The sequence below is a fragment of the Acidovorax sp. BLS4 genome (assembly GCF_032929295.1).
GTDB lineage: Bacteria > Pseudomonadota > Gammaproteobacteria > Burkholderiales > Burkholderiaceae_C > Paracidovorax.
This window is the reverse complement of the sequence record NZ_CP136797.1, coordinates 3,920,689-3,934,346: the sequence shown is the minus strand read 5'-3', so window position 1 is coordinate 3,934,346 and position 13,658 is coordinate 3,920,689. Positions and strand designations below refer to the sequence as shown.

General features: G+C 66.5%; 8 protein-coding genes. 2 read left to right on the top strand and 6 right to left on the bottom strand.

All coding sequences use genetic code 11. The features are described from left to right. Positions 1 to 3 precede the first annotated feature (3 nt). Both R1Z03_RS18090 and R1Z03_RS18085 read left to right on the top strand, forming a co-directional pair. Positions 4 to 1,578 (top strand): efflux RND transporter periplasmic adaptor subunit, encoded by a 1,575-nt coding sequence (locus R1Z03_RS18090; RefSeq protein ID WP_317353604.1) that lies wholly within the window; start codon positions 4 to 6, stop codon positions 1,576 to 1,578. A 9-nt stretch (positions 1,579 to 1,587) separates the two neighbouring features. Next, complete coding sequence (locus R1Z03_RS18085; RefSeq protein ID WP_317353602.1) at positions 1,588 to 4,764, top strand: CusA/CzcA family heavy metal efflux RND transporter; 3,177 nt, start codon at positions 1,588 to 1,590, stop codon at positions 4,762 to 4,764. 86 nt (positions 4,765 to 4,850) lie between these two features. Here the strand turns inward: R1Z03_RS18085 and R1Z03_RS18080 are convergent, their stop codons facing one another. The 6 genes from R1Z03_RS18080 to kdpC all read right to left on the bottom strand — a co-directional run bounded on the left by R1Z03_RS18080 (position 4,851) and on the right by kdpC (position 13,650). Further along, a complete protein-coding gene (locus R1Z03_RS18080; RefSeq protein ID WP_317353599.1) occupies positions 4,851 to 5,717 on the bottom strand; it encodes an HEXXH motif-containing putative peptide modification protein in 867 nt (288 codons plus the stop codon). Between the two features lie 68 nt (positions 5,718 to 5,785). Next, a complete protein-coding gene (locus tag R1Z03_RS18075; RefSeq protein WP_317353596.1) occupies positions 5,786 to 7,834 on the bottom strand; it encodes a radical SAM protein in 2,049 nt (682 codons plus the stop codon). Between the two features lie 106 nt (positions 7,835 to 7,940). Further along, the gene (locus tag R1Z03_RS18070; RefSeq protein ID WP_317353594.1) at positions 7,941 to 8,906 is read right to left on the bottom strand and encodes a hypothetical protein; all 966 of its coding nucleotides are present in this window, start codon (positions 8,904 to 8,906) and stop codon (positions 7,941 to 7,943) included. 633 nt (positions 8,907 to 9,539) lie between these two features. Then, positions 9,540 to 10,250 (bottom strand): two-component system response regulator KdpE, encoded by a 711-nt coding sequence (gene kdpE / locus R1Z03_RS18065; protein WP_272565805.1) that lies wholly within the window; start codon positions 10,248 to 10,250, stop codon positions 9,540 to 9,542. Next, a complete protein-coding gene (locus R1Z03_RS18060; protein WP_317353591.1) occupies positions 10,247 to 13,009 on the bottom strand; it encodes a DUF4118 domain-containing protein in 2,763 nt (920 codons plus the stop codon). Before R1Z03_RS18060 ends, kdpE begins: the two co-directional genes overlap by 4 nt. A 68-nt stretch (positions 13,010 to 13,077) precedes the next feature. Beyond that, a complete protein-coding gene (gene kdpC, locus R1Z03_RS18055) occupies positions 13,078 to 13,650 on the bottom strand; it encodes a potassium-transporting ATPase subunit KdpC (protein ID WP_272565807.1) in 573 nt (190 codons plus the stop codon). Between the last annotated feature and the right edge of the window lie 8 nt (positions 13,651 to 13,658).

Genomic DNA, 13,658 nt, shown 5'->3' with positions numbered 1-13,658 from the left:
ACCATGAACCAACGACTGAACCCATCGACCGGCAAAGCCGGCAAGCGCCAATGGTGGGTGGTGGCCGCCATCCTGTTGGTTACGCTGATCGCCGGCGCCCTGATCCTGCGGGGCAGCCCCGCCGCCTCCCCGGGCGGCCATGCCGAGGCAGATGGCCATGCGTCCCATGCGGAGGAAACGTCCCATGGCTCCCCCGGTGAGAAAAGCGCCAGCCAGGATGCCCACGCAGAGGAGGAAGCGGCCAAAGGACCGCATGGGGGCCAGCGCTTCACGGAAGACGGCTTCAGCCTTGAGGCAAAAGTGTCGGAAGACGGCGGCACCCCGCATCTCGCAGTCTGGCTTTCCGAGCAAGGCAAGCCGGTGAAAGCGGATGCCGCCCAGTTGTCCGCCACGCTGACGCGACCGGGAGGGGAACGGGAAACGCTGTCGTTCACCGCCGATGGCGAGGGATTGAAGAGCGTACAGGCCATCGAGGAGCCGCATGTGTTCGAGATCGTCCTCTCCATCCAGAAGGATGGCCGTGCACACACCTTCACGCTGCAGCAGGCGGAAGGAAAAATTCCTCTGACGGAGGCGCAGGCCAAGGCCGCCGGCATAGCGATCGACACCGCGGGCCCGGCGCGCATCCGTGCCACGCTGCAGTTGCCGGGCGAAATCAAATTCAACGAGGACCGCACGGCCCACGTGGTGCCGCGGCTGGCGGGTGTGGTGGAAAGCGTCTCGGCCCAGCTCGGACAACAGGTCCGCAAGGGGCAGGTGCTGGCCGTGCTGTCGAGCCCGGCGCTGTCGGAGCAGCGCAGCGAACTGCAGACCGCACAGCGCCGGGCCGAACTGGCCCGGACCACGTACGAGCGCGAGAAGAAGCTGTGGGAGGAAAAAATCGCGCCGGAGCAGGACTACCTGCAGGCGCAGCAGTCTCTGCGCGAAGCGCAGATCGCGGTCGCCAATGCACAGCAGAAGCTCTCTGCCATCGGTGCCACGCCTGCCGCATCGGCCCTGGGCCGCTATGAACTGCGCGCGCCTTTCGACGGCATGGTGGTCGAAAAGCACCTGTCGCTGGGCGAGTCCGTGAAGGAGGACGCCAATGTCTTCACCCTATCCGACCTGTCCACCGTGTGGGCCGAAATCAGCGTGGCCGCGCAACACTTGCCGTTGGTGCGCGTGGGCGAACGGGTGACCGTGCGCTCCACCGCGTTCGATGCGAAGGCGGAGGGCGAGGTCTCCTATGTCGGCGCCCTGATCGGCGCGCAGACGCGCATGGCCACGGCCCGCGTGGCGGTGGCGAATCCCCAGAAGGTCTGGCGGCCCGGATTGTTCGTGGAGGTCGAATTGGTGTCGTCCGAAGCGACACCGCCGGTCACCGTGCGAACCGATGCGGTGCAGACCGTCGATGACAAGACCGTGGTCTTCATCCGGGCCGAAGGCGGCTTCATTGCCCAGGCGGTGCAACTGGGCCGCACGGATGGCCAGCGGGTCGAGATCGTCAAAGGGTTGGCAGCCGGTACGGCCTATGCCGCGGCAGGCAGCTTCGTCGTGAAATCCCAGCAGGGCAAGAGCTCAGCGTCGCACTCACACTGAAGGTGGACCATGTTTGAACGTGTCATTCAGTTTTCCATCGCGCAGCGCTGGCTCGTGATGCTGGCCGTGCTCGGCATGGCAGCCCTGGGCCTCTACAGCTACCAGAAGCTGCCCATCGATGCCGTGCCGGACATCACCAACGTCCAGGTGCAGATCAACACCGCGGCGCCCGGCTACTCCCCCCTGGAAGTGGAGCAGCGCGTGAGCTTTCCCGTGGAGACCGTCATGGCGGGGCTGCCCGGGCTGCAGCAGACCCGCTCGCTGTCGCGCTACGGGCTGTCGCAGGTGACCGTGATTTTCCAGGACGGCACCGACATCTACTTCGCGCGGCAACTCGTGAACGAGCGCATCCAGTCGGCCCGCGGCCAGATGCCGGAGGGCGTTCACCCGGTCATCGGCCCCATATCGACAGGCCTGGGGGAAATCTACCTTTGGACGGTGGAAGCCCAGGACGGGGCCCGCAAGCCGGACGGACAACCCTACACCTCCACGGACCTGCGCGAGATCCAGGACTGGATCATCAAGCCGCAACTGCGCAACGTACCTGGCGTGACCGAGATCAATTCGATCGGTGGGTATGCCAAGGAGTACCAGATCGCACCCAGCCCCGACAAGCTGCTGGCGCATGGCCTCACGATGGGGGACCTGGTCACCGCGCTCGAACGCAACAACGCGAACGTGGGAGCCGGGTACATCGAGCGCCGCGGAGAGCAATACCTGATTCGCGCTCCCGGGCAAGTGCAGTCGATGGACGACCTGCGCAACGTCATCCTCGGCAATGCGGGCGGCGTGCCGCTGCGCGTCAGGGATGTGGCCGAGGTCGGGCTGGGCAAGGAACTGCGCACCGGCGCCGCCACCGACAACGGCCGAGAGGTCGTGCTGGGCACGGTGTTCATGCTCATCGGCGAGAACAGCCGCACGGTCTCCCAGGCCGTGGACCGCAAGATGAAGGAGATCAACCGGACCCTGCCCGCCGGCGTGCATGCGGTGACGGTGTACGACCGCACGGTGCTCGTGGACAAGGCCATCGCCACCGTGAAGAAGAACCTCTTCGAGGGCGCGGTGCTGGTGATCGTGATCCTGTTCCTCTTCCTGGGGAACATCCGCGCGGCGTTGATCACGGCCATGGTCATCCCGCTGTCGATGCTGTTCACCTTTACCGGCATGGTGAACCAGAAGGTCAGTGCCAACCTGATGAGCCTGGGCGCACTGGATTTCGGCATCATCATCGACGGCGCGGTGGTGATCGTGGAGAACTGCGTGCGGCGCCTGGCCCACGCACAGCAGCACAAGGGCCGGCCGCTGACGCGGGCGGAGCGTTTTCACGAGGTGTTCGCGGCGTCGCAGGAAGCACGGCGGCCGCTGCTGTTCGGCCAGTTGATCATCATGATCGTGTATCTGCCGATCTTTGCGCTCACGGGGGTGGAGGGCAAGCTGTTCCATCCGATGGCGTTCACGGTGGTCATCGCGCTGGTCGGTGCGATGGTGCTGTCGGTCACCTTCATTCCTGCCGCCGTCGCGCTGTTCATCGGCAAGACGGTGGGCGAGAAGGAAAACCGGCTCATGGGCTGGGCCCGCCGCGCCTACGCGCCGCTGCTGGACCGCGCCATGGGCGCCAAGCCCGTGGTCATCGCACTGGCGCTCGCGGCCGTGCTGCTGTCCGGCCTGCTGGCGACGCGCCTGGGCACCGAGTTCGCGCCCAGCCTGGGCGAGGGCGATTTCGCCATGCAGGCGTTGCGCATTCCCGGCACCAGCCTGTCGCAGTCGGTGGCGATGCAGCAGCAGTTGGAGAGCACGCTGAAGGCGAAGTTTCCCGAGATCGAGCGGGTTTTTGCCCGCACCGGAACGGCCGAGATCGCGTCGGACCCGATGCCGCCCAACATCTCGGACGCCTACATCATGCTCAAGCCTCAGGACGCCTGGCCTGCACCGGCCCGGTCGCGCGAACAGCTCCTTGCGGCCATCCAGGCCGAGGTGGAGCAACTGCCGGGCAACAACTACGAGTTCTCACAGCCCATCCAGTTGCGGTTCAATGAACTCATCTCCGGCGTGCGCAGCGATGTGGCGGTGAAGATCTTCGGCGACGACATGGCCGTGCTCGACCAGACCGCCCAGAAGGTCGCCGAAGTGCTCAACCGAATCGATGGGGCCACCGAGGTCAAGGTGGAGCAGACGAGCGGCCTGCCGGTGCTGACGGTGAACATCGACCGCGCCAAGACCGCCCGCTACGGACTGAATGTGGGCGATGTCCAGGAGGCCGTGTCGATTGCCGTGGGCGGGCGCGAGGCCGGCACCCTTTTCGAAGGCGACCGGCGCTTCGGCATCCTCGTGCGGCTGCCGGAGCACATCCGGACCGACCTGGAGGCCATCCAGCGCCTGCCGGTCGCACTGCCTCGCGGCGGCGACGCCGCAGACGCCCGCGCCCGCTTCATCCCGCTGAGCGAAGTGGCCACGCTGCAGTTGGCACCGGGTCCCAACCAGGTCAGCCGGGAGGACGGAAAACGCCGCATCGTCGTGAGCGCCAACGTGCGGGGCCGGGACCTGGGCTCCTTCGTGGCCGAGGCGGAACAGGCCATGCAGGCCGTCCAGATCCCGGCGGGCTACTGGACCGCCTGGGGCGGCCAGTACGAAAACCTGCAGTCGGCCACCCAGCGCTTGCAGGTGGTCGTGCCGGTCGCGCTGCTGCTGGTCTTCACGCTGCTGTTCGCCATGTTCGGCAATGTGAAGGACGGGCTGGTCGTGTTCACCGGCATCCCGTTCGCCCTCACCGGCGGCATCGTGGCGCTGTGGCTGCGCGACATCCCGATCTCGATCTCGGCCGCGGTCGGATTCATCGCGCTGTCGGGCGTCGCCGTGCTGAACGGGCTGGTGATGATCTCCTTCATCCGCAGCCTGCGCGAGGGCGGCATGCCGCTGGACGCCGCCATCCGGGAGGGGGCGCTCACCCGGTTGCGGCCCGTGCTCATGACGGCGCTGGTGGCCTCGCTGGGCTTCGTGCCCATGGCCATTGCCACCGGCACCGGAGCGGAGGTGCAGCGGCCGCTGGCGACGGTGGTCATCGGCGGCATCCTGTCCTCGACCGCGCTCACGCTGCTGGTGCTGCCGCTGCTGTACCGGATCGTGCACCGGCGCAGCGAAGAGGAAGGATCGGACGGTGCGCCAGTGACAGCGACCAGGCCTGCCTGAACCGCCATACTCCTGTCCGGCGCTGGCCCTCCGAATCACCACGGTGAGCGGAAAAGCCGAGGGCCGGCGCCCGCCAGGCAGCAGGATCAGGCAAGGGTGTATCCGTGGGCATCCAACGCAGCGCGGCCATCATCCAGCACCTGACGGGACCACCGCATGAAGGGTTCGACAAAAGTCTGCCCGATCGAATCCGTTCTGAGGTGCACGTCGATCTCCCGGTACCCGGCCTCCATCCGGATCACGTTGCGCGCCAGCAGCATCAGTATCTTGGTCGCTTCCAGCGGATCGTCGGCCTTTTTCAGCATGTACAGATCCAGCGCAGTGACGTGCATGAAGGAATACTGCGCATGGAACACCGCCGTCATCGGTCTCGTCCGGTCCTTGCGTATAGGGCTATCAAACCGTTGATCGGGCGGATTGGCGATCAGCCGGTCTGCCACCTCCACCGACACGCCCATTGCACGCAGCTTGTGGTGCGCCATCTCGTGAAGCAGAGCCTGCGCCAGGCCCAGCGGGTCATCAACGGTCACCAGGATGCAGCCGAAGTCCGCCTCGTGCGAATGGCTCGATGACCCGAAAGCCCACTGGCCCAGCCGCACCTGCGCCAGATCGCAATAAGGATGCACGGCCTCCACCAAGCGCTGAAACTGTGCGTGGGCCGCAGGCCATCGCGCAAGAAGTGCTGCAGCCTTGTCGAGATGCGGGTGGTCCAACGCAGCAGGCACCATGCTGGCCGACCCCAGGCCCCGCTCCGGACCGGCGCGCACCGCCACCATGCCACCGCAAAAGGCGTGCGAGCCTTCTGGCGGACGGCGCTGATATGGCGCAGGCCGCAGCGGAGAGGCCCCGCTGCCAGCCAGAGCCAGAATGGCATCGGTGTCGTAGCCGTCTGGCTGCGGCACCGCCATGCGCGACCAGTCAATGGCCGCCAGAATTTCATCGAATGGCTTCACGATCCCTCCAAGCCCATGACCACATGGGGTCATGCGGCAGATGGTTGCTGCGGTTCAGCACAGTGCCGTCAACCCGAATTCACGCAGGCTGCGGCACGGCGGCCATCGGCGTGCAGCGTGATCGTCTTGCGCGCCGGGACCGAAAACGGAAAACCCAGGCCCTGCGTCGCGAAAGCGACATGGCTGACGCCCTGCTTCAGGATCGCCGTGTCTGCCGCCCCCGGTGGCGCGAGAAAGCACAGCTTGAATACGGGCGCCTTCACCTCGGTGATGCCATGCCGGTCAGTCCATGAGATCGACCACGCCATCATTTCCTGCAGCCAATCCACCTCGGTTCCATAACCGCCATCGAGTGCGGCCTGCCGCAGCGTCCGAGCCGCATCCAGCGCGTGCCGGCAACCGGGCTGGCACGGCGCCACCGGCAGCAGAGACAGACCCAGGGGAGCCAGCAGCGAGTGCGGCGAAAAGCCATCGTCCAGATGCACCGTGGACAGCGCTTCTGCCGATGCGGAATGGCCTGCCAGGCAGCACGGTGGAACCTCCAGCCGCGCCAGGAACGCACCCCGATCGCCATCGGCCCAAGCGGCCTGGACAGAGGCCACGCTGGAGGGCTCGCCGCAGACCAGCAGCCCCGAGCGCTCGGCCCAGGGATCGGAAGGGACGGCATGGGTCAGCGCGGACGCCGGAAGAAACGCATGCCCCACGCCCATTCGGCCCGCCAAGCCGGCCAGGCGTTCCAGACTGGACTCCGGAACCCGCCGGACCGAGCAACGCCCAGAATGCAGCCGCCCGGCGTGGACGGTGACGTCTTCCAGCATCGTGCGCACTTGTTCCATCCGCGGCTGCCAGAAACTGCGCGCCGCGTTGCTGACCCAGCTGATCCGGGGAATGCTGCCCGAACCGTTCTTGATCTCAGAGGGTTGGGGTTCCGGTTCAGCTGCGGGCCCGGCAGGCAGCAGGCCCTGGTGGAAATAGCCCAGCGTCTTGCTGATGGACGGATTGCGACCCTGTTTCCAGGCGGTGATCTGGAAGCGCTCCAATTCGAGGCGCAAAGGCTGCAAGGTCAAGGGGATTCTTCCCGCAAGAACCAATCGGGATTCGATCAACTGGAAGAGATGCTTCCATTCCTCGCAGTTTTCCGTCCGGTTGCGCCAGTCGCCCCCGACCGCTGTGCCGGGACACTGTCCCTTGCACATGAGAAAGAAGCGGCATCCAGCACACCCGTGATCCGATTGAGGCGCATTGAAAAGAGCCACATAGCGCTCGAATCCCGGTACCTGCGCCTTGATGAAATCGATGCCGTCCTTGTTGGTCCTTCCGCAGTTGCTCGACTGTCCATTTCCTTCCACGCCTTGCACTGCCTCGGTGGTGTAGGGATCACAGGCGCGCCAGATACAACTGGCCTTGCCATCCTTTCCCTCCAGCAGATTTTCGATATCGCGGAACAGATCGAAACGAATGTTGGTGAAGCGAGGCTCCGCCTGCGCAAAAGCCAACAGCGCTGAAATGTTTTGCCGGGCAGAGAGCACCAGGCGCCCGCGCAACGATTCATCGTCGACTTCGAGCAGGTGCAACCGGACATTCCGAATGCCCATCGTGTCCAGGCGGTGCATCCATTCGATCATCTCCGGAATCTTCTCACCGCTCGCGTTGCCACCATGCAGCGTGACGATCAGGCTGGGTATCTGGCGCGCTTCGCACAGTTGAGCGATCACGCCCTCTACCCGAGCAGTGGCCTGGCGTGTCTTTTCCAGGCTGCCGTTCCAGCGGGCATCATTCATCGGCCCCGGTCCGTCAATCGAGATGCCCACGCTCACCTTGTATCGACGGAACAGGTCGATATGCCGGCCTTCAATCAGCACGCCGTTGGTCTGGATGGTATTGGCCCCAAACCGCTCAAGCCCCCATGCAAACAGGTGCTCCAAGTCGTCGAACTTCATCAGCAGGGGCTCTCCGCCGAACAACGTGAAGGGTCCGCCGATGCGCTCGGCCTCCGCTTTGATCTTTTCCAGGTCGTAGGGCGTGCGGTGATTGCCGGCGTCCCGCTGCGGCTGCTGATAGCAGTAGCTGCACGCCAGATTGCATGCCACGCCCAGCGGGCGAAGTTCGATGGTCATTGCCTGGATCTCCAGTGGTCATCTTCTGGTGGACGGAACGCGGCATCCATGGATGCATGGACACCGTCAGGCTGAGCAGGCTGGCGCACAGCGCCCCGCGCAGCGGTCAGCACTGGCAGGCAAGGAACGGCGCCGGAATGGCTCCGTTGATGGCATCCTCGGTCTCCGAGGCGATGAAGCCATTGACCAAAGCAGTCACCGTCTTGAGCAACGCATTCCCCAGATTGAGTGCATCGGCATCACTGAGACCCACCGAGATCAGCGCACCCGCAATACCACTCCAGTTGCTATAGCTGCTGACATTCGTCGGCAGCGTGACCGTGATGCTGTTGATCGATGCGTAGTAACCGGGGGCCTTGTTCTCAGTATTGCCGGTGCAGTAGAGCGAGATGGAGCCGGCCATGGTCCCCGTCGTCCCTTTCACCGCCACGCTGGAATGGTCCGTGGCGGCTGGAAGCGGCGGAGCCTGCACGCTGATATCGAACGATGGCGTCAAGGCAGAGCCGAAAGAAACGTCGGCCGAGAAGGGAAATGAATACCCTGTCGCGGGGGGCATGGGAATGTCCACCGATGAAGGAATCACCAGGTTGCTGATTACCAGAGAACCGCAGCCGGTCAGTTGACTGAGCTTGGCTGTACAGATGATGCCGCCCACCGTGGTCGCCGGGGTGTCGTAATGTGCGGACGTATCGTCGTGCGGCAGCGAGGTATCGTCGTGTGGCGTGGACGTATCGTCGTGCGGCGTGGTGTCGGTGTGCGGTATGCCCAAGGGCTTGTAGCCAGGGATATCGTCGTGCACGAGCTTGGAATCGACATGGTTGTTCGTGTCCACGTGATCGTTGGTGTCGACATGCGCCCCTGTCGAATCCGCATGGGGAATGGTGGAGCTGGAGCCATAGGTTTCTGTCACGCTTGCCGCGTTGCAGAAGTACATGTTGTTCAGCACGGATGGCGTGCACCCCTGGGCGATCTCAAATGTGTAGTTCTGCGCCGCAGGCGACTGGATCGCGGTATTGATGGCGACGGTCAGGCTGGATGCGAGATCCGGTGGCAACTGGATGGTTTCAGACATGGTTCACTCCCTTGGTTGAATTGTTGTTACCCATTGGCAAATCGCTGACATGGAACTTGCGTCGGGTGCGTTTACCGGGGTAACGCAGGGGTGGCGCCGTCAGATGCAGCCGCTGGATTTCCGATTCGATATTTTTCAGCGATGAAAGAAATGGATGCGCATTCAATATGCAGACGCACCCACGCACCATGCCTGGCATGCATATTGAACATACATGCCGCACGATTATCAATCCACGGAAAAATTACCGAGACAGGCCTCCATGCCCATGCACGGAAAGCGAAAAATCAACGGAGTTGCAGAAGAACGGTATTGGCCTCCATGCCCCGGCTTGGCAGACGGCTACATGGGTGCCATGGGGGGACCATGGAGTCGCGCGGCGCACGATTCCATGAAAGGCCACGGCAGCTTTTGACCTGCATTCATCAAAATCCCTCCCTATCGGACAGGCGGTATGTCGTTAAAGAAGACCCCACTGGATCTGCCTTTGCATCCGCCTTTGATCCGTTTCTATTTTTATAAATCTGCGATGAATATAGCAGTGATTGCCCACCCTGAAGCCCGCAACACATGGTTGTAAATACCGAGACAAAATGCAACACTGCCGTTGCCAATGCTACTGTCGCCGGTCAATCACACCGCGAGCCGATACCCCACGCCGGTCTCGGTCAACAGATGGCGCGGCTGGGCCGGGTCGGCCTCCAGCTTCTGGCGCAGGTGGCCCATGTAGATGCGCAGGTAGTGGTTCTGGTCCGAACGCATGGGGCCCCACACCTCGCGCAGCAGCTGCCGCTGCGTGATCACGCGGCCCGCATTGGCCACCAGCACAGACAGCATGCGGTACTCGGTGGGCGTGAGGTGCACCTCGGCATGGCCGCGCCGAACCACCCGAGCGTTCCGGTCCACCTCGATGTCGCCGAAGCGGAACACGGGCTCCTCGGCCACCGGGGTGAGCCCGTTGCCGCTGGCGGCGCGCGGGCGGCGCAGGTTGGCGCGCACACGCGCCAGCAGTTCGCCGGTGCCGAACGGCTTGGTGAGGTAGTCGTCGGCGCCCGCATCCAGGGCCGCGATCTTGTCGGCCTCGTCGGTGCGGGCCGACAGCACGATGATGGGCACCGCCGACCAGCTGCGCACATCGCGGATCAGGCCCACGCCATCGCCATCGGGCAGCCCCAGATCGAGCACCAGCAGGTCCGGCTGCCGCGTGCCGGCGGCCGACAGCCCCTCGCGCAGCGTGGCCGCCTCATGCACCTGCCAACCCTCGGCTTCGAGCGCACTGCGCACGAAGCGGCGGATCTGCGGCTCGTCCTCGATCACGATCACCGTTCGCAAGGCCAAGGTCATGGCGTTTCCGGCGCGCCGGGCTCCAAGGGTTCATCCAGGGGAAGGGGGGGCTCGTCGCGTCGCGGCAGGGTCACGGTGAACTCCGCCCCACCGCGCTCGGCGCTGGCGGCGGAGATGTCGCCGCCATGCGCCTGCACCACTGCCTTGCAGATGGCCAATCCCAGGCCCACGCCGGGCGTGGCCGACTCCGACTGGCCACGGGTGAATTTCTCGAACAATGTGTGCTCCTGCCCCCGCAGCGCCACCGGCAGGCCCGGCCCATGGTCGCGCACGGCCAGCCGCAGCGTGGTGGGCGTGGTGCCGGCGGACACCTCGATGGGCGGCGCACCGTATTTGGCGGCGTTTTCCAGCAGGTTGACCAGCACCCGCTCGATGAGCACGGCATCGAATTCCACCAAAGGGAGGTCCGCCGGCAGGTGCGTGACCACCGGCAAGCGCCCCAGCGCAGGGCGTGCCGCCCGAATCGCTGTGCCCACCACCTCCTCGACCGACTGCCAGTCGCGCCGCAGGTTCACGCTGCCGCCGGCAATGCCGCTCTCCAGCCGTGCCATGTCAAGCAGGTTGCTCACCAGCGCGTGCAGCTGATGGGCCTGCGCCACGATGGCGCGGCCGGCCTCGGCCTGGTTTTCGGCCGACTGCGCGGGCAGCGACTCCGCCAGCGCGATCAGCGCGGTGAGCGGGGTGCGCACGTCGTGCGAAATGGCGCCCAGCAGGGCATTGCGCAGGCGCTCCGACTCCATGTCCACCACCGCGCGCTGCGCCACGTCCACGTAGTGCACCCGCTCCAGGGCGATGGCGATCTGCCGGGCCAGCGTATCGAGCTGCTGTGCCTGCTCGGGAATCAGCAGCCAGCGCGGCTGTGCAGGCTCCAGCGCCAGCACGCCCCGCACGCGCATGGGCGCGGTGAGCGGCACGTAGCGCCAGGTCTGCGCGGCCAGCGTGGCCGTGGCCAGGCCGGCGCTCTGGCCCTGGCGCAGTGTCCAGTCGGCCACGTTCGCGTCGAATCCGGGCGGCAGCCCCTCGGGCATGGCCAGGCGGTCGCTCTCATCCAGCGCGATCACCGCCGCACGCCCTCCGAAATGCTTTTGCACCGCGGCAGCACCGATGGCGGTGATCTGCTCCACCTGCAGCGCTGCGGACAGTTCGCGCGTGAGGTCGAACAACGACTGCGCGCGCCGCTCGCGGCTCGCCGACACGCCCGCCGCGAAGCGCAGCCCCGCGGTGAGCTGCCCCACCAGCAGCCCCACCATGAGCATGACCCCGAAGGTGACGAGGTACTGCACGTCGCTCACGGCGAACGACATGCGCGGCGAAACGAAGAAGAAATCGAACGCCAGTACGTTGACCAGCGCCGCGAGAGCCGCAGGCGCCCGGCCGAACCGCATGGCCACGCCCACCACCCCGAGCAGGTACAGCATGACAATGTTGGCCAGTTCGAACACCCCGGACAGCAGGTGGGTGAGCAGGGTGACGGCCACGCTCACGGCCAGCGACCACACGAAGCCCGGCCAGCGGGCCGGCTGGCGCTCCTCGCTGTCGAGCGCATCGGTGCCGGCCCGCCCCCAGTCCGCCTGCGCCAGGCGCCGCGAACTGCCGGCGCGCCCGGCCTCCACGATGTCGAGGGCCGGGGCCGCAGCGGCGAGGGCCTGCGCCACGGGCCGTGCGGCCCACCAGCGCCGCCAGCCGGCAGCCTGTGCCGGGCGACCCACCACGAGCGTGGCGCAGTTGAGCCGGTGCGCATGCTCCGCCAGCACCGGAGCGACCTCGCCACCGGTCAGCACCGCGGTTTCCGCGCCCAGGCCCTCCGCCAGTTGGAGCACGGCCAGCACGCGGTCGCGGCGCCGGGCATCGAGCCGCTGCAGACGCGGCGTTTCCACATAGGCCGCGTGCCAGCGCACATTGAGTTGGCCGGCCAGCCGCGCCGCGGTGCGCACCGTCTGGGCGGCATCCTCGCCGGGCCCCACGCAGGCCAGCAAGGCGCCGGAGGTGTTCCAGGCCGGTGGCACGCGGTCGCCGCCCGCGCCGGACTGCTCCACGCGCCAGCCGCGCACGTCGTCCTCGACATGCTCGGCCGTGCGCCGCAGCGCGATCTCGCGCAGCGCGATCAGGTTGCCCTTGCGAAAGAAGTTCTGCGCCGCCCGCTCGGCCTGCTGCGGCAGGTAGACCTTGCCGGCGGCCAGGCGCGCGGCCAGTTCGTCCGGTGTGGCATCGACCAGCACCACCTCGTCGGCCTCGTCCAGCACCGTGTCGGGCACGGTCTCGTGCACGCGCACGCCGGTGATGGCGCCCACGGTGCCGTTCAGGCTTTCCAGGTGCTGGACGTTGAGCGCGGTCCACACCTCGATCCCGGCGGCGAGCAGCTCCTGCACGTCCTGCCACCGCTTGGCATGCCGGGACCCGGGCGCATTGGAGTGCGCCAGTTCGTCCACGAGCAGCACGGCCGGCTGGCGCGCCAGCGCACCGTCGAGGTCGAACTCGGTGCGCTGGCGGCCCCGGTAGTCCAGGCTGCGCAGCGGCAGCACGGGCAGGCCCTCGACCAGCGCGGCGGTCTCGCTGCGGCCATGGGTCTCGACCACCCCGATGAGCACGTCGCGCCCCGCCCTGCGCTCACGCTGCGCCGCGCTCAGCATCGACCAGGTCTTGCCCACGCCCGCGTTGGCACCGAAATAGATGCGCAGCTTGCCGCGCTGGGTGCGCTCTTCCTCCGCGCGCATCTGGGCGATGAGCGCGTCGGGGTCCGGGCGGGCGATGTCAGGCATGGGCGAAGGAACGTGCGGACCCTATTGTGGCGGGCGTTGCGCCGGGATCGGCGCACGCGCCATGGGGCTCACCGCTCGGCATCGAGCGCGAGATTCAGGGCGAGCACGTTCACGCCCGGGTCACCGAGGAGCCCCAGGAACGGGGCATCGGTGTGCGCGTCGATCAGGGCCTGCACGCGCTCCACCGGCCAGCCCCGCGCCTTGGCCACGCGACTGGCCTGGTAGCGCGCGGCGGCGGGGCTGATGTGCGGGTCGAGCCCGCTGGCGGAGGCCGTGACCAAGTCCACGGGCACGGGCGCGGCATTGCCGGGATCGGCCTCGCGCAGCGCCTGGACGCGCGCGGTGACGGCTTCCGTGAGGGCGGGATTCAGCGGTCCCAGGTTGGAGCCGCCCGACGCGCTGGCGTTGTAGGGCATGGGCGCGGTGGCCGAGGGGCGGCCCCAGAAGTGCTTCGGGTCGGTGAAGTTCTGCCCGATCAGGGACGAGCCCACGGCCTGCCCGCCGCGCAGCACCAAGCTGCCCGCGGCCTGCTGCGGAAACGCGGCCTGCGCCACGCCCGTGACGATGAGCGGATAGACAACGCCCGTGATCACGCTCAGCAGCACGAAAAGGGTCAGCGCGGGACGGAGGATTTTGGTCATGTCGATGC